This is a genomic window from Pseudomonas sp. LBUM1646, assembly GCF_059716165.1.
On record NZ_CP166810.1, the window covers coordinates 2034028 to 2053064 of the forward strand.

The following is a 19037-nucleotide window of genomic DNA, read 5'->3' on the forward strand; positions in this document are numbered from 1 at the left end:
GGAGCACTTCCCATGACCACCACCAAAACCAGCGAATACCTGGAAACCCTCTACGAAGGCTACGGCCAGCGTTTTCGCATGGAAAAACTGCTGCACGAAGTGCGCACCGAGCACCAGCACCTGGTGATCTTCGAAAACCCGCGCATGGGCCGGGTCATGGCGCTGGACGGTGTGATCCAGACCACCGAAGCCGACGAATTCATCTACCACGAAATGCTCACCCACGTGCCGATCCTCGCCCATGGCTCCGCCAAGCGCGTACTGATCATCGGCGGTGGCGACGGCGGCATGCTGCGTGAAGTGGCCAAGCACCGCAGCGTCGAGCACATCACCATGGTCGAGATCGACGGCACCGTGGTCGACATGTGCAAAGAGTTCCTGCCGAACCACTCCAAGGGTGCTTACGACGACCCACGGCTGAACCTGGTGATCGACGACGGCATGCGTTTCGTCGCCACCACCACTGAAAAATTCGACGTGATCATTTCCGACTCCACCGACCCGATCGGGCCGGGCGAAGTGCTGTTCTCGGAAAACTTCTACCAGGCGTGCCATCGCTGCCTGAACGAGGGCGGCATCCTGGTGACCCAGAACGGCACGCCGTTCATGCAGCTGGGCGAAGTGCAAACCACTGCCGGGCGCCTGCGCAGCCTGTTCCCGGATTGGCACTTCTATCAAGCGGCCGTGCCGACCTACATCGGCGGGGCGATGACCTTCGCCTGGGGCGCGACCAACACCGCCTATCGCAAGTTGTCCCGCGAAACCCTGCAACAGCGTTTCGCCGGCAGCGGCATCATCACCCGCTACTACAACCCGGAAATCCACATCGGCGCGTTCGCCATGCCGCAATACGTGCTGAACGCGATCAACAAGCCAAGCAACGACTAAAATCTGTGCGTACCCCTGTAGGAGCGAAGCTTTGCTCCTACAGGTTTATGTCGTTTTCATGCTTGCGTGCTGTAATCCGTTTGAACGATCAGTCAGGCCAAAAGTCCAGATAGTTGTAAGCCCATTTACGGGCTTTATCGAGGAGGCACTGATGCAAAAGTGGAAAATCACTTTCGTGGATGATCACGGTGAAACAGTCGATGAAGTCTTCGAGTGCGACGAGTGCCCGGATAATGAGCACGCCGCCAAACTCATCAAGGCCCGACTCCTTCCTGTTGCTGCCGAACTGGATCTGAACGATCTGGAAGGGCGAATCGCTGACGCCAGTGTCAAAAGTCTCAAGGCCCAGAACAGCATTCAAATCCTCGGCATCACTCCTGTCTGAACCTCACCTGTCCCATTCTCAACCAGGCCTTGGCAGCGGCTCCGACTTGGGGCTACTCTGCAAGCGAGATCAGCGAACGGATCGCTAAGGTCTGGTCTTGTCAGCTACATGCTTAAATCCCGGCGGCAACCTGGTTGCCGTATCGCCTTCACCATTCGGTTGCGGGCGTCGGGAGTACGGAAAGTCTATCCATAGGGTTTTAGGAGGACGTTTCATGAGCACAGCCTATCAAGAAGACATCAGCACCAGCGTACTGCGCCGTATGAAAGAAGGCGGTTTCGACTTTTCACGATTCCATCCCATCGAGTTCTACGCGATTTTCCCGGACGAGGAGCGGGCACGCAGGGCGGCAGGTCATTTCTGTGGTGAATCCTTGAATGCCCAGATCAGCGTGCGCGACGACGGCGCATGGCATCTGGAACTGAGCAAAGTGATGTATGCCACCTACGACGGCATCGGCGACTTTGAGCAGGACTTCGAGGCTGTGGTTGAGCCTCTGGGCGGCATCATCGAAGGGTGGGGCGTCAAACAGGAGGTACGAGGGCTACTCGCATAACATTATGAACAGCGACAACATTCAGCAACGGCTGACCTTCGGGTTGGCCGTTTTCGTTTGTGCGTTTAGGAAGATCAAAAGATCGCAGCCTCGTTTCACTCTGTAGCAGCTGTCGAGTGAAACGAGGCTGCGTCATGTCTGAGCTCACTTTCATTTCACTACATTTCAAAACCCAAAAAAAAGCCGCCTAAACAGGCGGCCAAAGGGAAGTTCGAGAGGTTTTGCAACGAATGCGCCGATTATCCGCACCATCCCCCGGGCAGTGAAATCAACTCTGACTATGCTGGTGATAGTCGACAACATTGCTTCGCAATGAAGCGGGGGCGATCAGGTTGGGGCGTTTGCCGCACAAGATTGGTGCGGTGCTTTTGGGGCGATTATCCAACTGATTGATATCAAAGCGTTTATGCCGATGGCACGGGCCTTGCGAAGCCTAGATGTCCGGGTGACAAGGAGTACGGCATGATCCGCACCTATTTTGATGAGATGTACGATGCCGGCGGCCAGGTCCGCCCGCATTACCGGGAGTTTGCCCGTTGGCTGGCCGAAACGCCTGACGAGCTTTTGGCACAACGGCGACGCGAGGCCGATCTGTTGTTTCATCGTGCCGGGATTACTTTCACGCTCTACGGTGATGAGCAGGGGACAGAGCGCCTGATTCCCTTCGACACCATTCCCCGCAGTATCCCCGCCAGCGAATGGCGGATCGTCGAACGTGGATGCATCCAGCGGGTCAAGGCGTTGAACATGTTCCTCGCCGACCTCTATCACGAGCAGCGCATCATCAAGGCCGGCATCATCCCGGCCGAGCAAGTGCTGGCCAACGAGCAATACCAGTTGGCGATGCAAGGGCTGGATCTGCACCGGGATATCTATTCCCACATTTCCGGCGTCGATCTGGTGCGTGATGGCGACGGCACGTACTACGTGCTCGAAGACAACCTTCGTACACCGAGCGGCGTGAGCTACATGCTCGAAGACCGCAAGATGATGATGCGTCTGTTCCCCGAGTTATTCGCGGCGCAGCGTATTGCCCCCATCGACCACTATCCGAACTTGTTGCTCGACACCCTGAAAAGCTCCAGCCCGATCGATAACCCGAGCGTGGTGGTGCTGACCCCTGGCCGTTTCAACAGCGCGTTTTTCGAGCACGCCTTTTTGGCGCGAGAGATGGGCGTTGAGTTGGTGGAAGGCGCGGACCTGTTCGTGCGTGACGACAAGGTTTTCATGCGCACCACGGACGGGCCGAAAGCCGTCGACGTGATCTACCGGCGCCTCGACGACGCGTTCCTTGATCCGCTGGCGTTCAACCCGGATTCGATGCTTGGCGTGCCGGGGCTGCTGTCGTCCTATCGCTCCGGCAACGTGGTGCTGGCGAATGCCATCGGCACGGGGGTGGCGGACGACAAGTCGGTGTATCCATTTGTCACGGACATGATCCGTTTCTATCTGGATGAAGAGCCGATCCTGAAGAACGTGCCGACGTTCCAGTGTCGCAACCCTTCTGAGCTGTCCCACGTGCTGGCCAATCTCCCCGACCTGGTGGTCAAGGAAACCCAGGGCTCCGGCGGTTACGGAATGCTGGTGGGGCCGGCGGCGACGGCGGCGGAAATCGAGTCGTTCCGCGCGCGGATCAAAGCCAAGCCCCACGCGTATATCGCGCAACCGACGTTGTCCCTGTCGACCTGTCCGACCTTTGTCGAAAACGGCATCGCGCCACGCCACATCGACCTGCGTCCGTTTGTTTTATCTGGCCGCGAAACCCGGGTTGTACCCGGCGGTTTGACCCGTGTTGCCCTGCGTGAAGGTTCCCTGGTGGTGAATTCATCCCAGGGCGGCGGAACCAAGGACACCTGGGTGGTCGAGGATTGAAGGAAGCCTGCCATGTTAAGTAGAACTGCCTCGGATTTGTATTGGATGTCGCGTTACCTGGAGCGAGCGGAAAACCTCGCGCGGATGCTCGACATCAGTTATTCGCTGTCGCTGATGCCGCAGGACGGCCGTGGTGACGGTCTGCACGAACTCGCCATGCCGCTGCTGATCACCGGCACCCTGGAAGATTACCTGGAGCGCCACGGCGAGCTGCATGCTGAACGGCTGCTGCATTTCTTCGCCCTGGACGCCGCCAACCCGGCGAGCATCTACAGCTGCCTCGGTTCGGCGCGGGCCAGTGCCCATGCGGTGCGTGGGCGAATCACCGCCGACATGTGGGAAAACATCAACGCCACCTGGCTGGAAATTCGCGGGATCGCGGAGCAGGGCTTGAGTCGCTACGGCATGAGCCGTTTTTGCGAGTGGATCAAGGAACGTTCCCACCTGTTTCGCGGCGCATCCTACGGCACGATCATGCGTAACGATGCGTTTCGCTTTATTCGTCTGGGGACGTTTATCGAACGGGCCGACAACACCTTGCGTCTGCTTGATGCCCGTTACGAAATGGCCGGCGATCAGGCCGAAGCGGTCAGTGACGGAACGGCGCACGCGTATTACCAATGGAGTGCCTTGCTGCGAGCGTTGTCGTCGTTCGAGGCCTACACCGAGATCTACCGCGATGCGCCCGGCGCCCGGCATGTCGCCGAATTGCTGCTGTTGCGCGCCGATGTGCCGCGCTCCCTGCGCGCCTGCACCGAAGAAATCGACCAGATCCTCGCGCAATTGCCGGGGGCCAACGGCCGCCCGGCACAACGTCTGGCGGCAGAAATGGACGCGCGCCTGCGCTACACCGGCATCAACGAAATTCTCGAGGAAGGCCTGCACGCCTGGCTTACCGAATTCATCCCGCTGGTGCGCCAGTTGGGCAACGCCATACACAGTTCCTACCTGGAGGCTGCATGAGACTTTCCATTAGCCACGAGACCACCTATCACTACGAAGATCAGGTGCGGGCGAGCATCCAGTACCTGCGACTGACTCCTCACGACAGCGAACGCCAGCACGTGCTCAGCTGGCAGCTCGACCTGCCGCGCCCGGTGCGCGCGCAACTCGATCCGTTCGGCAACATCCTGCACGTGCTGACCATGGACGAACCCCACGAGGCAATCATCATTGGCGCCCGTGGCCAGGTGGACATCGACGAACTGCGTGAGGCCGAGCATGAGAGCCAGTCGGCGTTGCCGTTCCTGCGTTTCACCCGGCTGACCGAGCCCGACGAAGCCTTGCGCGCGTTCGCTGAGAAGGAGTGCAAAAAACGTCGCGATCGCACGGCACTGATCGACTTGATGCAGGGCCTGAACCAGTACATGACCTACACGCCGGGCTCCACCGAAGTCGACACGACTGCGGCCAAGGCCTTCGCCGGGCGTTCCGGCGTCTGCCAGGATCACACCCACGCGTTCCTCGCTTGCGCCCGCAGCCTGGGCATTCCGGCGCGCTATGTGTCGGGGTACTTGTACAGCGAGAACAGCGAACACCTGGCCAGCCATGCCTGGGCCGAAGCCTGGCTGGATGATGCGTGGTACAGCTTTGACGTGACTAACCAGTTGGCTCGACCTGAACGCCATCTGAAACTGGCGGTGGGCCTGGATTACCTGGACGCCTGCCCGGTACGCGGGATGCGCCGGGGCGGTGGGTGCGAGCAGATGCATGCGAAGGTGTTTGTTTCGCCGACACCGGTGTTCGCGCCGGTGATTTCCGTCCAGCAACAGTAATCCTCACGCTGATCGTTCCCACGCTCCGCGTGGGAATGCAGCCCGGGACGCTCCGCGTCCCAGAAGCGGACGCAGAGCGTCCATTGAGGCATTCCCACGCAGAGCGTGGGAACGATCGGGCAACGATCGGCTTGCTGTCAGGGCTGAATCTTGCGCCCCGCCATATGCTTCAAATACCCCACCAACAAATCCAGATCTCCCGCCGGCAATACCTGCTCGGAAAACGCCGGCATCTTCGCCTGCGGCCACTGCCGCAAACTCTGTGGATCCCGAATGTAGCGCTTGAGGAAGTCCGCACCGAAGTACTCGGTGGGGTTGTACGGAATATTCAGGTCCGGCCCGAACTGCGCATCCCCCGCGCCATTAAGTCGATGGCACGCCAGGCAATTCTTTTGGAACAACGCAAACCCCAGGTTCACCGGATCGCCCGCCTTCAACGCCGGATCCGGCAGCAGGGCAGGGAAGCGCTGGGCCACTGGCGCCATGCGCTTGATGCTGGCGACTTCGAACGGCCATTGTTCGGGGCTGATATTACCGGCCTGCGGATCGGTCCAGACCAGATAAAACGGCCCGGCGCTGTGCTTGCCCTCGGACAGAGGTGGCCACGGCTTGGCCGGGTCTTCGATCGCCAGCCAGGCCTGTGCGCCTTTGGCATTGAGCAACGGTGCCGCCGCCAACTCGGCGGCGAAACCGTCCAGCGCCACGGCTTGCAGGTGGTCGTCAGGCTTGATACCCGTCAACAACGCCGCCAACGGCACCGCGCGATAGCTCATGTCCCGTTTGTAGGAAACGTCATTGCTGATGCTGATGGTCTGGACCTGAGGATGCTTGAGCAACTCCTCGGTCTGCCAGGTGCGACTGCTCGCGCCCAGCTCGAGGTTCAGCTGTGCGGCGTAAAGGGGCGTGCCGAACAGCAAGGCCCCGAACAGAATAAGTGCTTTCAAGTGATCGCCATCCCTGTCGTGGAAAGTGCCGTAAAGGTTGGCACACCCACGCTGGCCCGGGTAGCGAGCCAGTCACATTTTTATGAGGCGATAGCAAATCCTTGCGCTGTTTTTTTGCCAGCGACTAGCCGATCACCTTGGTCAGGTTCGGCAAAATCAACAACAGCGTAGTGGCGAATAGGATGAGTCCGGCTTGACGTACTTTCGAATGCTTGAACATGGCTGACCGCCTTTTTTGTTATTTCCTGATGCCTGCCTGCATATCTCCATGACGGCAAAGCGCTGCACTTCCTGTAGGACGAGTGCCTCGGCAAAACCCGACGACAACTTCGTACATGTTCACCTTAGAGCCCGCGTCACGCTTGGTTTAGATCCATTTCGTATGGTGTGAGCGTTAAAAGCGCTTAAAAAGGCATGAGGCTTATTGCCAGCTGCTTGGGCGCCCTTTGGCTAGACAGCTTCGTCACCTGAATCGGTTAATCCGATAGCTGACTACCGTCCGTCTGAGCGTGACCGTCAACGTCGGTGAGCGTTGCGGTCATTGAATCCATCGCTGCTCGGCATAAGGTATTAGTTCATTCAAGATCAAAAAATCGCAGCCTGCGGCAGCCCCTACGTTGGAAGGGTGTTCACCCTGTAGACGCTGCCGCAGGCTGCGATCTTTTGATCTTTCGTACTTAATTACCATCAAGTTCGAGGACCACATGACCGAAGCTTTGATTTTCGACGCGTTACGCACGCCCCGTGGCAAAGGCAAAGCCGATGGCGCGTTGCACAGCGTCAAACCGGTGAACCTGGTGGCCGGGTTGCTGACGGCGTTGCAGCAACGCACCTCGCTCGACACCAGCCAGGTCGATGACGTGGTGCTCGGTTGTGTCACGCCGATCGGCGATCAAGGCTCCGACATTGCCAAAACTGCGGCGCAGGTGGCCGATTGGGACGTCAGCGTGTCCGGTCTGCAGATCAATCGCTTCTGTGCCTCGGGGCTCGAAGCGGTAAACCTCGGCGCGATGAAAGTCCGTTCTGGCTTCGAAGATCTGGTGGTGGTCGGCGGTGTCGAGTCGATGTCCCGGGTGCCGATGGGCAGTGACGGTGGCGCCTGGGCGCTGGACCCGGAAACCAACTTGCACAGCCATTTCACGCCGCAAGGCGTCGGCGCCGACCTGATCGCCACCCTCGAGGGTTTTAGCCGTCAGGACGTCGATGCCTACGCGCTGCACTCCCAGCAAAAAGCCGCGCGGGCCCGGGCGGACGGTTCGTTCCACAAATCGCTGGTGCCGGTGCAGGACCAGAACGGCATCATCCTGCTCGATCACGATGAATTCATCCGCGCCGAATCGACCATGGAAGGGCTGGGCAAACTCAAACCGAGTTTCGAAATGATGGGGCAAATGGGCTTCGACGCCACGGCGCTGCGGGTCTATAGCCACGTGGAACGAATCAATCATGTGCACACGCCGGGCAACAGTTCCGGGATTGTCGACGGTGCGGCGCTGGTGCTGATCGGCTCCGAGGCCAAGGGCCGAGCGCTGGGCTTGCAGCCACGGGCGCGGATCGTCGCCACGGCGGTCACCAGCACCGACCCGACCATTATGCTCACCGGCCCGGCGCCGGCCACCCGCAAAGCCTTGTCCAAGGCTGGGCTGCGGGTCGAAGACATCGACCTGTTCGAGGTCAATGAAGCCTTCGCCTCGGTGGTGTTGAAGTTCATCAAGGACATGGCCATCGACCCGGACAAAGTCAACGTCAACGGCGGCTCGATCGCCATGGGGCACCCGCTGGGCGCCACCGGTTGCGCGATCCTCGGCACCCTGCTCGATGAACTGGAAACCCGGCGCCTGCGCTACGGCCTCGCGACCCTGTGTGTCGGCGGCGGCATGGGCATTGCCACCATCATCGAACGCCTCTGAGCCTCGACTTCAAGGAAACCTTTCATGACTGAAGCCATTCGTTACGAAAAAGGTCAGGACCAGATCGTCGTCCTGACCATCGACATGCCGGGCCAGAGCGCCAACACCATGAACGCGGTCTACCGCGAAGCCATGGCCACCTGCGTCGCCCGATTGGTTGCCGAAAAGGACAGCATCGCCGGCGTGATCATCACCTCGGCCAAGAAGACCTTCTTTGCCGGTGGCGACCTCAATGAACTGATCAAGGTCGGCAAACCCGAAGCCAAAGCCTTTTACGACATGGTACTGACGTTGAAGGGGCAGTTGCGCACCCTGGAAACCCTCGGCAAACCGGTGGTCGCCGCGATCAACGGTGCAGCGCTGGGCGGCGGTTGGGAAATCTGCCTGGCCTGCCATCACCGCGTGGCGCTGGACAACTCTTCGGTGCAACTCGGTCTGCCGGAAGTCACTCTCGGCTTGTTGCCGGGCGGTGGCGGGGTGGTGCGCATGGTGCGGATGCTGGGCCTGGAAAAAGCCCTGCCGTACTTGCTCGAAGGCAAAAAAGTCCGGCCCCAACAGGCGTTGCAGGCCGGTTTGATCGATGAACTGGCGGCGAATCCTGATGAACTGCTGGCCAAGTCGCGCGCGTGGATCATTGCCAATCCGACGGCGGTGCAGCGTTGGGATGTGAAGGGCTATCAGATCCCGGGTGGCACGCCATCGAACCCGAAAGTCGCGCAGATGCTGGCCATCGCGCCGTCGATCCTGCGCGCCAAAACCCAGGGCTGCATGCCCGCGCCGGAGAAAATCCTCTGCGCTGCAGTGGAAGGCGCCCAGGTGGATTTCGACACGGCGCACCTGATCGAAACCCGCTACTTCACTGAATTGACCACCGGCCAGGTGTCGAAGAACCTGATCGGCACGTTCTGGTTTCAGCTCAATGAAATCAATGCTGGCGGTTCGCGGCCGCAGGGTTTTGCGCCTTACGTCACTCAGCGCGTAGGTGTGCTGGGCGCGGGGATGATGGGCGCCGGGATCGCTTTCGTCAGTGCCTCGGCGGGCATCGACGTGGTGCTCAAGGACATCAATATTGCAGCGGCGGAGAAGGGCAAGGCGCATTCGGCGACGCTGCTGGACAAGAAGGTTTCTCGTGGCCAGTTGAGCATTGAGCAGCGGGATGCGGTGCTGGCGCGGATCAAAACTACGGAAAGCGATGCCGATCTGGCTGGTTGCGACCTGATCATTGAAGCGGTATTTGAAGATCGCGAACTGAAAGCCAAAGTCTCTTCGGCGGCACAGAAAGTCGTCGGTCTGGACGCGGTGATTGCCTCCAACACCTCGACCTTGCCGATCAGCGGCCTGGCCACCGCCGTGCCGGATCAAACGAAATTCATCGGTCTGCATTTCTTCAGCCCCGTGGAGAAAATGCCTCTGGTAGAAATCATCAAAGGCGCGAACACCAGCGACGAAACCCTGGCGCGCGGTTTCGATTTCGTCCTGCAAATCAAGAAAACGCCGATAGTGGTCAACGACAGTCGCGGCTTTTTCACCTCACGGGTGTTCGGCACCTTCACCAATGAAGGCATCGCCATGCTCGGCGAAGGCGTGAGCGCGCCGATGATCGAGACCGAAGCGCGCAAGGCCGGGATGCCGATCGGTCCTCTGGCCATCTCCGACGAAGTTTCCCTCAGCCTGATGAGCCATATCCGTCAGCAAACGGCCAAAGACCTGCAAGCAGAAGGGAAACCGCTGATTGAGCACCCGGCGTTCGCCGTGATTGACTTGCTGCTCAACGAATACAAGCGTCCGGGCAAGGCCGCAGGAGGCGGTTTCTACGATTACCCGGCCGCAGGGCCAAAGCATCTGTGGCCAGAGTTGAAGATCCGTTTCGAGAAAGCCGACGGGCAGATTTCGCCGAAGGACGTGCGTGATCGCCTGCTGTTCGTGCAAGCCATCGAAACTGTGCGCTGCGTTGAGGAGGGCGTGCTGACCTCGACGGCGGATGCCAACGTCGGTTCGATCTTCGGTATTGGCTTTGCGGCCTGGACCGGCGGGGCGCTGCAATTCATCAATCAATATGGCGTAAGAGACTTTGTCGCCCGCACCCAGTACCTGGCCGAGCAGTATGGCGAGCGGTTCGCGCCGCCCGCGTTGCTGTTAGAAAAAGCGGCAAAAGGGGAGACGTTCTAAGGGACCGATGACGCATTCCGGGGCTTGCCTTGCCACCGTGTTTCAAGGCAGGCTCTGGGGTGTGCATTATTCCCATCACGTGTCAGGTATTTTTTATGTCGTTACGCATCTGCATTCTGGAAACCGACATCCTGCGTCCAGAACTGGTCGATCAATATCAGGGTTACGGGCAGATGTTCCAGCGCCTGTTTTCGCAGCAACCCATCGCTGCCGAGTTCACCGTCTATAACGTGATGCAGGGCGACTACCCCAGCGATGAACTGACTTACGACGCCTACCTGGTCACCGGCAGCAAGGCCGATTCCTTCGGCACTGACCCGTGGATTGAAACCCTCAAAACCTATTTGCTGACCCGCTACGAACGCGGTGACAAACTGCTGGGCGTGTGCTTCGGTCATCAGTTGTTGGCGTTGCTGCTGGGTGGCAAGAGCGAGCGTGCGACCCAAGGCTGGGGTGTTGGCATCCACAACTACAAACTCGCCGCCAAGGCCCCGTGGATGAGCCCGGTGATGGAAGAGCTGACTTTGTTGATCAGTCACCAGGATCAAGTCACGGTGCTGCCGGAAAACGCCACCGTGATCGCGTCGAGCGATTTCTGCCCGTTCGCCGCGTACCACATCAACGATCAGGTGCTGTGCTTCCAGGGGCATCCGGAGTTCATTCACGATTACTCTCGGGCGCTGTTGGAGATTCGTCAGCAGCATCTGGGGGAGCAGATTTATACGAAAGGTGTGGCAAGCCTTGAGCATGCGCATCACGGCACTACGGTTGCGGAGTGGATGATGCGGTTTGTGGCGCACAAGCCTCAGACGATTTGAAACTAAAGGCTTCGCGGGCAAGCCTCGCTCCTGTAGGCGCCAGGCTTGCCCGCGAATTTCACTGACGCCTCGGTTTTGACTACAGCCACCCAGACTTCTTGAAACTCACCCACAAACTCACGCACCCTACGGCAATAAACCCCAACACCCCGAAATACCCGTAATGCCAGCTCAACTCCGGCATGTTCTGGAAGTTCATCCCGTAAATCCCGGCCACCGCCGTCGGGAACGCCAGAATCGCCGCCCACGCGGCAAACTTGCGCTGCACCACGCTCTGGCGTGACGCCTCCAGCAACACCCCGACCTCGATGGTCTGGCTGGCAATATCCGCCAGGGTCATCAGGTCTTCCATCTGCCGCGTCACATGAATCTGCACATCGCGGAAATACGGCCGCATGTTCTTGTCGATGAACGGGAAGCTCAGCTTCTGCAATTCTTCACCGATCTCCACCATCGGTGCCGCATACCGACGCAGGCGCAGAACGTCGCGACGCAGGCTATGAAGTTTCTGGATATCGTGCTCATTCAGCGCGCTGCACAACACATTGCGTTCCAGCTCATCGATCTCGGCATGAATCGCTTCGCCCACCGGTTGGTAGTTTTCGATCACAAAATCGAGGATGGCGTAGAGCACGAAATCTTCCCCATGCTCCAACAACAACGGGCGCGCCTCACAGCGTTGTCGGACATGGGCGTAGGACGCCGAGTGACCGTTGCGCGCGGTGATGATGTATCCCTTGCCTGCAAAAATATGAGTCTCGATGAACTCCAGTTTGCCTTCATGACGGATTGGCGAGTACGTGACGATAAATAGCGCATCGCCGAAGGTTTCCAGCTTCGGTCGACTGTGTTTTTCTAGTGCGTCCTCGATGGCCAGTTCGTGGAGGTTGAACTGGCGTTGCAGGTTGGTCAGCTCCTGGGCGTTGGGCTCTTCGAGGCCGATCCACACAAAATGGCCGGTCTTGGCGGCCCAGGCTGCGCCTTCATCGAGGGTGATATTGGTGATTTTCTTACCGGCGCTATAAACCGCAGCAGCAACAACTCTACCCATGATGGTGGTTCACTTCTTATTCAATGGCAGTGGCAGGCAGTGTGCAGCTTAGCCTTCTGCTTGTTCAGATTCAGTGAAATCTGCAGAGTTCGCCGGCAAGCGTTTCGCAGACAAAAGAAAACCCGCACAGGGCGGGTTCTGTAGCAGTTGCCGAGCTTGCGAGGCTGCTTTCGGCTGCGCAGCAGTCGTCAAACCTGAGCACAGGGTCTTCCTGAAACACCGCGCTGGCTGATTTTTTACGACTGCTTCGCAGCCGAACGCAGCCTCGCAGGCTCGGCAGCTGCTACAGGGCGCGTGCTCGCGTGATTTTATTCAGGCGGCTTGCAGTTGCCGATCCATCGAGGCGATGCACTCGCGCATCTGCTCGCGGCACTGGGCGATCAGCAGCGGCATGTCGTCCATGCTCAACCCGGCGGTAGGAATCGCCGGCAGCGAGCGAATCAGAATTTTCCCACTGCGCCAGCGGTTCAATCGCATGTGTTTGACGTAACTGCTGACACACACGGGAACGATCGGCACCCCGGCGGCAATCGCCATCTGGAATGCGCCTTTCTTGAACGGCAGCAGGTCCTCGCCGAGGTTGCGCGTGCCTTCCGGGAACACCCAGATCGAGGTGTCTTCATGCTGCAAGGTGTGGGTGGTGGTCAGCATTGACTGGCGCGCCTTGTGCGCATTACCGCGATCGATCAACACATTGCCTGCCAGCCAGAACAACTGGCCAAACAGCGGCACCCACTTCAGGCTCTTCTTGCCAATGCACACGGTGCGGCGGGGCACCACGTTGCCGAACACAAACAGATCGTAGTTGGATTGATGGTTGGCGATGATCACGCAACTGTCGGGCTTGTCCATCAACGGTCCGACGTCGGTCTTCACCCGCAGGCGCAAAATACACATCGCCGGCCAGGCATAGAGACGCGCGCATAAACGGCTGTTGTCCGGGTTGAACGGTCGGCACAGGCCCAAGATCACCCCCAGCACGCCGGCGAGAATAAAGTGCAGGCCCATCAATAACATACGAAACACAAACAGCATTTACAGGCCCCACCGGGACAAAAGGTGGCGCAGTGTACGGATGTGCACTGTTTTCGGCAATTGCCGCTATAGAGGTGGGAGATAGGCGATGTTTAAGCGCATGTTTCCGACTTGTGGGTCAGACGCGGCCTAGAGCGGTTGCAGTCTTTTCAACAGAGCACGTACGAAAAAGCCCGACACGACGCTCGGGCTTTTCGTTGAAGCTGGCGTGGGCTTAACCCAGATGTTCCTGATCCTGGATGATCGCGTTGTCCAGCGTCTCCAGCAGCGCCTTGCGCACTTTCAGCTTGGTGTTCTTGTGTGCGGTCATGTTGATCTTCTTCAACTGACGCGCCGCTGCCAGCGCTGCACCTTGCAGCTCCTCCGCCGACACCACGACATCGAGGAAACCCGCAGCAATTGCGCTCTGCGGATTAAACATCTCGCCATTGATCACCGAACGATGCAGCGCCGAGTTGCTCAGGCGATCACGGGCCAGCTCGATCCCGGCGTGATGCATGGTCATACCGATCTGCACTTCGTTCAGGCCGATGCTGAACGGGCCGTCGACACCAATGCGGTAATCCGCCGACAACAACAGGAACGCACCCTTGGCCACTGCATGCCCAGGGCACGCCACGATCACCGGAAACGGGTGCGACAACAGACGACGCGCCAGCGTAGAACCGGCCGTCACCAGCGCCACGGCTTCTTTAGGCCCGGCCGTCATCACCTTCAAGTCATAACCGCCCGACAGAATCCCCGGCGTACCGGTAATGATCACCACCGCACGATCAGTCACCGCCTGATCCAGCGCAGCGTTAAACGCAGCAATCACGTCCGGCGAAATGGCATTCACCTTGCCGTTGCTCAACGTCAGGGTCGCGATACCGTCTTCGAGGTGGTAGGAAATCAACTCACTCATGACGCTATTCCTTGTATGAAAGTTGAGGCAGACGTTACCCACCGACGCAGGCCAGGTAAAGCGCCGTGACTGACCCGCCGGTCATGCTTTCCCCGCTGTGCAAGCGTAGCCCGCCACGCCTGCCGCGCATTCCCCTCTATATAGGAGAGGGCGCGACGCCGGAGATTGGCGGGTTTGCCATGCCCCGGAACCTGCCGCAGCGCCTGAATCGCTAACCGCATGAAAATTCTGAAAAAAATATTTGCCATCGGAAAAGCTTTCGACTACATTAGCGCGCCTCGACAGACAGAACATGTTTGAAGAGATACGGTGAAGTGTCCGAGTGGCTTAAGGAGCACGCCTGGAAAGTGTGTATACAAGAAATTGTATCGAGAGTTCGAATCTCTCCTTCACCGCCAAATTCGATGTAACCAGAACCCCTGATTTCGAGAGAAGTCAGGGGTTTTGTGGTTTCTGGGGTCTGGGTTTTGGATAGGGCATTTAGAGACGCTTCTGAAACTGATGTAGGAAAAACGAAGGTGGTGTAGGAAGGGGGGCTGGAAAGACAGGTGGTCGGGGGGCTTTGATAGGTTTGGCACCTCAAATGAGCTGCCTCGGGGTGGGGCTGTTCGTTTTATGCCTTCCGGGTACAAAATGAATCAAAGGGCAGCGTATACGGCGCACCCCTCTACCCGGACCGACGGAAAGACGCACGCTATGCAGGAACTCACCATGGAACAGGCCGAGCTGGAAAAGATTCACGTGGAAATCGTCAAGTTGATGGCGGAGCAGCGCAAGCTGAATGCTGAAGCGGGAAAGATGACCCGTGAAACTTTTTGGTATCCGGTGGCTGTTGCAACTGGGTTGATTGGAGCGGTAGCGACCGTCACTGCTCTGTTGATTAAGCTTCTTTAAGCTTCCAGCCCTGTAATTAGATGAATAATGAATCTCGCATTGCGAGCGTTTAGCCAGTTGTTGGTAAACATACTCTCGCCATTGAGTGGCGTGATGGGACGCATCATCGAGTCGATTTGACCGGGCATATTCAAACTTTCGCGATATTAAAGCCTCGTTTCGAGGCGAACTCCATCTCGCCTGTTCTAGACTGCTGGCCCCATCGGACGGAATCGACTGATGGTTGTGTACCGCATCCAGTGGCGAGTAACTCGGCCAATGATCCGGTAACCTTGCCGGCGTTTGAGGCGTTGGCTGAGCATTTGTCCAAGTTGCCTTGAGTAACTATCCATGAACAAGGAAACCGCATGATCACCACCACAACCCACACCATCGAAGGCCGGCAAATCACCGCCTACCTGGACATCGTCAGCGCCGAGTCGGTGCAGGGCGTTAACGTGATCCGCGACATGTTCGCCGGGATGCGGGATTTTTTCGGTGGGCGTTCGCAGACACTGGAGCGTGCATTGAAGGAGGCGCGCATCCAGGCGACCGACGAGCTCAAGGAGCGGGCGCGGGCGTTGCAGGCGGATGCGGTGGTGGGGCTGGATTTCGAGATCAGTATGCCGGCCGGCAAGGGTGGGATGGTGGTGGTGTTTGTGACCGGGACGGCGGTCAAGTTGAGATGAGACAGCCCGTGGCGGTCAGCGCACGGGCGTCGTCAGGCTGATCAGACGGTATGCGGGGCGCGCTCGCCCTTGGTGTAGACCTGGTTGAAAAAATAGTTGCTCATGTTCATGTTTCCCGACTTTTGATAGGTAAACAACTGGCCGAGGTCGATGGTTTTTTCGAAGTTGTCCTTGTTCAGAACAAAGCCACCCGTGCCCAGGTACTCCCTGTCCTCCTTCACAAAATCGAACGAACTTTTAGCGTATTCGTTGGCGGCATCTTTCAAGGCGCCAGACTGATTCATGTAGTCGGAAAGACGGGTAAGGTCCTCGGCGCTGATCGAGCCGGAGAGGGACGTGGCCTTGAGTTGGCCTTGTGGATCGACGGTAAAACCGAAGTCTTTTTCCTCAAGTGCCGGGTCGATGTTTTTCAGATCGTCCAGAAACTGCATGTAGGTAGTCTTGAGGTTGTCATGGGCTGCCATCAGACGGTCACGGGCAGCCGGAAAGTCTTTGGTGGGCTCGGTGCGGCCGATATAGGTAATGACAGCGACCAGGGGCGTTCCTGGTTCGGTGGGCTGTGACGGCGACGGATTGCTCGGGTGATAGATGACGCCAGGCGTCAGCGGCTTGCCTTCAGGGTTTTTCATGTCGATGGCGCCGGAGTCGATCATCTCCTTTATTTTTTCGCCACCTGCTTTACCGGCCGCGATCTGCTCGGGGGTGAGCGTGATGGGCGTGGTGTTGATCAGCAACGGCATTCCCTTGATTTCCATGTTCTCTCCCTGAGTTTTTTACGTAGGAGTAAGGGCAACGGCCTGTAGGCGAAAATCTTGAGCCTGGCGGGACAGGTGGTGTGTTTTTGTTTATTGCGCGACCTGCTTTGTACGACGCCGACGTCGGCCATTCGTCGGGCACCGGGCGATCTGAATCACAAGTCCAGTAATGACCGGCTAGTCTCAAAAGCCTTGGTGGTCGATATTTTTCAGGCAAATTAGGGCTTGCCGGTATCGACCCTGTTTTGAAAGGGGCGAAGAGATGGCGGATCCGTATATCGAAGACGACGGGGCTGAGTTTCCAATCAACAATTGCGTGCAGTGTGGCCAGACGGAGTATGTGGCTGGCTTTGGCGAGGATCAGGTCAAGACTGGCAAGATCAAATCGGCGGCGCCTCGAGCAACGAGGTCGAAGTTTCTGCCCAAAGTGGCAGCGCCTTCCAGGAAGTAACCGGTAGCAAAGCAGACCCCGCCATTGAGCGGGGTTTTTCATACTTGGTGGGCAAGGTTTTGGGAAAGGCCCTACAGCTCAAATCGCGCTTTTTCTTTCACAAACTTTTCACAAGGTCTTACGTAGTCTCAACTCATCCGTTAGAAAGCAATATTCCAGCCCGTTACCCCAGCGGGCTTTTTTTTGCCCGTCATAAAACCTTTTCCATAAATACTGTCCAACCGTTGCCTATAGCGAGGTTGCGCCTGATTGTGTCTGGACTTTGCCTTCGCTAAAGCATTCAATCTCCGCCTTTTCGTTTCCCCCTATTTTTGAGGTTTTCGTCATGCGTTTAACACTGCCTGCTCTGGTTCTGGGGCTTTTGGTTGCTCAAGGTGCGATGGCTGCCGGTCAAGGTACTGCCGCGCTCGGCGGTGGTCTGGGTGGCGCGTTGGGTAATGTCGTCGGCCAGAACATGGGCGGCAGCACCGGCGCAGCGATTGGTGCTGGCGTAGCGGGCGCGGCAGGCAGTGCCATTGCCGCTCCGAAGGGTAGCCGCACCAAAGCGGCCATCGGCGGTGGCGTCGGCGCGGCAGGTGGTTCGGTCATCGGCCACAGCCTGGGTGGCAAGACCGGTGCAACCATCGGCGCCGGCCTGGGTGGCGCAGCGGGCGGCGCGGTAGGTACCAACCTGTCGAAGGGCCACAAGCGCCACTGATTCTGAGGGTCAGCAAAAGAAGCCTGGCGTAATGCCGGGCTTTTTCGCTTCGGAACGTTTTTTGCGAATCTGTCTCCAATCTCTTACAAGCTCTCGCTCGGTTAGCGGGTACTGTAGTGGCAGGTTGAGATAGTTGTGCTCCCCCAATACGGAAATTCTGAGGTTCATATCATGCGTTTGACATTGTCCACGTTGGTTTTGGGCCTTTTGGTCGCTCAAGGTGCCATGGCGGCCGGTGACGGCACCGCGGCAGTCGGCGGCGGTCTTGGCGGCGCGTTAGGTAACGTAGTCGGCCAGCAAATGGGCGGCAGCACCGGCGCAGCGATCGGCGCGGGTGTGGGCGGCGCGGCAGGCAGCGCAGTCGGCGCACGCAAGGGCAGCCGCACAGAAGCGGCGATCGGAGGTGGTGTCGGCGCGGCGGGCGGTTCGGTCGTCGGCCATAGTCTTGGCGGCTCCACCGGTTCCACCATTGGCGCAGGCCTTGGCGGCGCGGCGGGTGGCGCAGTCGGCAACAACCTGGGCAGCGACAGCGGCAGTTCCCATTCCGGTGGCGGCCATAAACACAAGAATAAACACAAGAACAAGCATCACTGATTCAGCATCGACTGACAGCAGAAACCCGGCCCGGCGCCGGGTTTTTCGTTTCTGTGGGCAGGGCTCTGGAACGTTTGGTCGCGGGACACCTCGAACTTCATACACTCCCCAAACTATGTGAGGCGCGCCATGACGCTTGAAGCCGAAGATGATGCTGACGAACTCAACGATCCTGGTAATGAAGATCCGGGTTCGTTGATGGACGATGCAACGGTGCCGCTCAACGATTCCGATGATGCGGGGGATGTGGGCAACACCGAGTATGAAGAGGTAGACTCAGACGAAGATTGACCGATCGTCCCCTGGGACGAACGCTTGCATAGCCGCTTCCTCGAATGAACAAGGGCCTGCTTTTCAGGCCCTTCGAGAGGTGCTTAATGAACGCTGATCCGAAAGTCGCTGACATTGATGAAACGCCGGAATACCCACTGCCTTCTCCTACTGATTCCCTGAGTCGTGATCAGCGTCCGCCTGATGACGAGGATGACACGGGGGTTGAGCAGGTTCCGGATAATGATGTGAAGCGCGGGGATGTTGAAGCGAGTCCTGATGATCCGGATATTGCGGGGGAGGATGGGTCGGGGGAGCCGAGTTGAGGGATATAGGGGTTGAGCCACTCGACCCCTAGCACCCCATGCTAGTGCGCTGGTTAATCGATCCACCGTTCGTAC

The 19037-nt window shown here is 58.4% G+C and carries 21 protein-coding genes and 1 tRNA gene; 17 read left to right on the forward strand and 5 right to left on the reverse strand.

Annotated features, from left to right (window positions below):
- Positions 1–12 precede the first annotated feature (12 nt).
- The 6 genes from speE (at position 13) to ACA071_RS09175 (ending at position 5476) form a co-directional block, all read left to right on the forward strand.
- Positions 13–888 (forward strand): polyamine aminopropyltransferase, encoded by an 876-nt coding sequence (gene speE, locus ACA071_RS09150; protein ID WP_497644031.1) that lies wholly within the window; start codon positions 13–15, stop codon positions 886–888.
- Positions 889–1039: 151 nt separating this feature from the next.
- Positions 1040–1273 (forward strand): hypothetical protein, encoded by a 234-nt coding sequence (locus tag ACA071_RS09155; RefSeq protein ID WP_497644032.1) that lies wholly within the window; start codon positions 1040–1042, stop codon positions 1271–1273.
- A gap of 214 nt (positions 1274–1487) precedes the next feature.
- Positions 1488–1829 (forward strand): ribonuclease E inhibitor RraB, encoded by a 342-nt coding sequence (locus ACA071_RS09160; protein WP_054048564.1) that lies wholly within the window; start codon positions 1488–1490, stop codon positions 1827–1829.
- 462 nt (positions 1830–2291) lie between these two features.
- Positions 2292–3701, forward strand: coding sequence for a circularly permuted type 2 ATP-grasp protein (locus tag ACA071_RS09165; protein WP_090181836.1), 1410 nt, complete (start codon positions 2292–2294; stop codon positions 3699–3701).
- A 12-nt stretch (positions 3702–3713) separates the two neighbouring features.
- A complete protein-coding gene (locus tag ACA071_RS09170; protein WP_426234858.1) occupies positions 3714–4664 on the forward strand; it encodes an alpha-E domain-containing protein in 951 nt (316 codons plus the stop codon).
- The gene (locus tag ACA071_RS09175; RefSeq protein ID WP_169370879.1) at positions 4661–5476 is read left to right on the forward strand and encodes a transglutaminase family protein; all 816 of its coding nucleotides are present in this window, start codon (positions 4661–4663) and stop codon (positions 5474–5476) included. Before ACA071_RS09170 ends, ACA071_RS09175 begins: the two co-directional genes overlap by 4 nt.
- A gap of 137 nt (positions 5477–5613) precedes the next feature.
- Here ACA071_RS09175 and ACA071_RS09180 read toward each other — a convergent pair whose 3' ends face one another.
- A complete protein-coding gene (locus ACA071_RS09180) occupies positions 5614–6420 on the reverse strand; it encodes a c-type cytochrome (protein ID WP_497644033.1) in 807 nt (268 codons plus the stop codon).
- Between the two features lie 704 nt (positions 6421–7124).
- On the opposite strand from ACA071_RS09180, the gene ACA071_RS09185 reads away from it, so the two are divergent.
- From ACA071_RS09185 to ACA071_RS09195, 3 genes are all read left to right on the forward strand, one after another.
- Entirely contained in the window at positions 7125–8330 is a 1206-nt protein-coding gene (locus ACA071_RS09185; protein ID WP_497644034.1) for an acetyl-CoA C-acetyltransferase, read from the forward strand.
- Between the two features lie 24 nt (positions 8331–8354).
- Positions 8355–10499, forward strand: a complete 2145-nt coding sequence (locus ACA071_RS09190) for a 3-hydroxyacyl-CoA dehydrogenase NAD-binding domain-containing protein (protein ID WP_497644035.1) — start codon at positions 8355–8357, stop codon at positions 10497–10499.
- A gap of 95 nt (positions 10500–10594) precedes the next feature.
- Entirely contained in the window at positions 10595–11317 is a 723-nt protein-coding gene (locus tag ACA071_RS09195; RefSeq protein WP_497644036.1) for an amidotransferase, read from the forward strand.
- Positions 11318–11396: 79 nt separating this feature from the next.
- On the opposite strand, the gene ACA071_RS09200 is transcribed toward ACA071_RS09195, so the two are convergent.
- The 3 genes from ACA071_RS09200 to ACA071_RS09210 all read right to left on the reverse strand — a co-directional run bounded on the left by ACA071_RS09200 (position 11397) and on the right by ACA071_RS09210 (position 14307).
- Entirely contained in the window at positions 11397–12368 is a 972-nt protein-coding gene (locus ACA071_RS09200) for a magnesium and cobalt transport protein CorA (protein ID WP_497644037.1), read from the reverse strand.
- 312 nt (positions 12369–12680) lie between these two features.
- The gene (locus tag ACA071_RS09205; protein WP_169370873.1) at positions 12681–13403 is read right to left on the reverse strand and encodes a 1-acylglycerol-3-phosphate O-acyltransferase; all 723 of its coding nucleotides are present in this window, start codon (positions 13401–13403) and stop codon (positions 12681–12683) included.
- Positions 13404–13617: 214 nt separating this feature from the next.
- A complete protein-coding gene (locus ACA071_RS09210; protein ID WP_497644038.1) occupies positions 13618–14307 on the reverse strand; it encodes a crotonase/enoyl-CoA hydratase family protein in 690 nt (229 codons plus the stop codon).
- 308 nt (positions 14308–14615) lie between these two features.
- Here ACA071_RS09210 and ACA071_RS09215 point away from each other — a divergent pair.
- From ACA071_RS09215 to ACA071_RS09225, 3 genes are all read left to right on the forward strand, one after another.
- A tRNA-Ser gene (locus ACA071_RS09215) sits at positions 14616–14705 on the forward strand.
- A 313-nt stretch (positions 14706–15018) separates the two neighbouring features.
- Positions 15019–15201: a hypothetical protein gene (locus tag ACA071_RS09220; protein ID WP_497644039.1), complete on the forward strand. Its 183-nt coding sequence runs from the start codon at positions 15019–15021 to the stop codon at positions 15199–15201.
- A gap of 347 nt (positions 15202–15548) precedes the next feature.
- Complete coding sequence (locus ACA071_RS09225) at positions 15549–15869, forward strand: YbjQ family protein (RefSeq protein WP_462049193.1); 321 nt, start codon at positions 15549–15551, stop codon at positions 15867–15869.
- A gap of 41 nt (positions 15870–15910) precedes the next feature.
- On the opposite strand, the gene ACA071_RS09230 is transcribed toward ACA071_RS09225, so the two are convergent.
- Positions 15911–16609, reverse strand: coding sequence for a hypothetical protein (locus ACA071_RS09230; RefSeq protein ID WP_497644040.1), 699 nt, complete (start codon positions 16607–16609; stop codon positions 15911–15913).
- A 277-nt stretch (positions 16610–16886) separates the two neighbouring features.
- Here ACA071_RS09230 and ACA071_RS09235 point away from each other — a divergent pair, with 277 nt between their 5' ends.
- From ACA071_RS09235 to ACA071_RS09255, 5 genes are all read left to right on the forward strand, one after another.
- A complete protein-coding gene (locus ACA071_RS09235) occupies positions 16887–17075 on the forward strand; it encodes a hypothetical protein (RefSeq protein WP_169370831.1) in 189 nt (62 codons plus the stop codon).
- A gap of 325 nt (positions 17076–17400) precedes the next feature.
- Positions 17401–17772 (forward strand): bacteriocin, encoded by a 372-nt coding sequence (locus ACA071_RS09240; RefSeq protein ID WP_133836672.1) that lies wholly within the window; start codon positions 17401–17403, stop codon positions 17770–17772.
- 171 nt (positions 17773–17943) lie between these two features.
- The gene (locus tag ACA071_RS09245; protein WP_497644041.1) at positions 17944–18366 is read left to right on the forward strand and encodes a hypothetical protein; all 423 of its coding nucleotides are present in this window, start codon (positions 17944–17946) and stop codon (positions 18364–18366) included.
- A gap of 129 nt (positions 18367–18495) precedes the next feature.
- On the forward strand, positions 18496–18657 hold the full coding sequence (locus ACA071_RS09250) for a hypothetical protein (protein ID WP_497644042.1): 162 nt from the start codon (positions 18496–18498) through the stop codon (positions 18655–18657).
- A gap of 86 nt (positions 18658–18743) precedes the next feature.
- A complete protein-coding gene (locus ACA071_RS09255; RefSeq protein ID WP_497644043.1) occupies positions 18744–18962 on the forward strand; it encodes a hypothetical protein in 219 nt (72 codons plus the stop codon).
- The last annotated feature ends 75 nt before the right edge of the window (positions 18963–19037 follow it).

Excerpts from the sequence above, each read along its gene's own strand:
- ACA071_RS09220 (WP_497644039.1), top strand. The coding sequence starts at position 15,019 with ATGGAACAGGCCGAGCTGGAAAAGATTCACGTGGAAATCGTCAAGTTG.
- ACA071_RS09160 (WP_054048564.1), top strand. The coding sequence starts at position 1,488 with ATGAGCACAGCCTATCAAGAAGACATCAGCACCAGCGTACTGCGCCGT.
- ACA071_RS09240 (WP_133836672.1), top strand. The coding sequence starts at position 17,401 with ATGCGTTTAACACTGCCTGCTCTGGTTCTGGGGCTTTTGGTTGCTCAA.
- ACA071_RS09165 (WP_090181836.1), top strand. The coding sequence starts at position 2,292 with ATGATCCGCACCTATTTTGATGAGATGTACGATGCCGGCGGCCAGGTC.
- ACA071_RS09255 (WP_497644043.1), top strand. The coding sequence starts at position 18,744 with ATGAACGCTGATCCGAAAGTCGCTGACATTGATGAAACGCCGGAATAC.
- ACA071_RS09170 (WP_426234858.1), top strand. The coding sequence starts at position 3,714 with ATGTTAAGTAGAACTGCCTCGGATTTGTATTGGATGTCGCGTTACCTG.
- ACA071_RS09175 (WP_169370879.1), top strand. The coding sequence starts at position 4,661 with ATGAGACTTTCCATTAGCCACGAGACCACCTATCACTACGAAGATCAG.
- ACA071_RS09200 (WP_497644037.1), bottom strand. The coding sequence starts at position 12,368 with ATGGGTAGAGTTGTTGCTGCTGCGGTTTATAGCGCCGGTAAGAAAATC.
- ACA071_RS09155 (WP_497644032.1), top strand. The coding sequence starts at position 1,040 with ATGCAAAAGTGGAAAATCACTTTCGTGGATGATCACGGTGAAACAGTC.
- speE (WP_497644031.1), top strand. The coding sequence starts at position 13 with ATGACCACCACCAAAACCAGCGAATACCTGGAAACCCTCTACGAAGGC.
- ACA071_RS09190 (WP_497644035.1), top strand. The coding sequence starts at position 8,355 with ATGACTGAAGCCATTCGTTACGAAAAAGGTCAGGACCAGATCGTCGTC.
- ACA071_RS09250 (WP_497644042.1), top strand. The coding sequence starts at position 18,496 with ATGACGCTTGAAGCCGAAGATGATGCTGACGAACTCAACGATCCTGGT.
- ACA071_RS09210 (WP_497644038.1), bottom strand. The coding sequence starts at position 14,307 with ATGAGTGAGTTGATTTCCTACCACCTCGAAGACGGTATCGCGACCCTG.
- ACA071_RS09195 (WP_497644036.1), top strand. The coding sequence starts at position 10,595 with ATGTCGTTACGCATCTGCATTCTGGAAACCGACATCCTGCGTCCAGAA.
- ACA071_RS09230 (WP_497644040.1), bottom strand. The coding sequence starts at position 16,609 with ATGCCGTTGCTGATCAACACCACGCCCATCACGCTCACCCCCGAGCAG.
- ACA071_RS09205 (WP_169370873.1), bottom strand. The coding sequence starts at position 13,403 with ATGCTGTTTGTGTTTCGTATGTTATTGATGGGCCTGCACTTTATTCTC.
- ACA071_RS09225 (WP_462049193.1), top strand. The coding sequence starts at position 15,549 with ATGATCACCACCACAACCCACACCATCGAAGGCCGGCAAATCACCGCC.
- ACA071_RS09185 (WP_497644034.1), top strand. The coding sequence starts at position 7,125 with ATGACCGAAGCTTTGATTTTCGACGCGTTACGCACGCCCCGTGGCAAA.
- ACA071_RS09245 (WP_497644041.1), top strand. The coding sequence starts at position 17,944 with ATGCGTTTGACATTGTCCACGTTGGTTTTGGGCCTTTTGGTCGCTCAA.
- ACA071_RS09235 (WP_169370831.1), top strand. The coding sequence starts at position 16,887 with ATGGCGGATCCGTATATCGAAGACGACGGGGCTGAGTTTCCAATCAAC.